The organism is Halomonas sp. SIMBA_159 (assembly GCF_046536035.1).
Classification (GTDB): Bacteria; Pseudomonadota; Gammaproteobacteria; order Pseudomonadales; family Halomonadaceae; genus Vreelandella; species Vreelandella venusta_A.
Window position 1 is genome coordinate 1 of record NZ_JAWJBT010000710.1, and the last position, 267, is coordinate 267.

Genomic DNA, 267 nt, shown 5'->3' on the forward strand with positions numbered 1-267 from the left:
GTTCGGGCTGGACGACTACATCGACTACATCCGCGACTTCATCCGCCACATCGGCGCGGAAGAACTGCACGTGGTCAGCGTCTGCCAGCCGACCGTGCCGGTGCTGGCCGCCGTCTCGCTGATGGCCGACGACGGCGAGAAGACGCCGCGTTCGCTGGTGATGATGGGCGGGCCGATCGATGCGCGCTCCAGCCCCACCGCAGTGAACAACCTCGCCACGCAGAACCCGATGTCGTGGTTCGAGAACAACGTCATCCACACCGTGCC

At 65.5% G+C, this 267-nt stretch carries 1 pseudogene; it reads left to right on the forward strand.

The features are described from left to right. Positions 1 to 267 (forward strand): annotated as a pseudogene (locus R0J87_RS21045) (polyhydroxyalkanoate depolymerase); the annotation flags it as partial.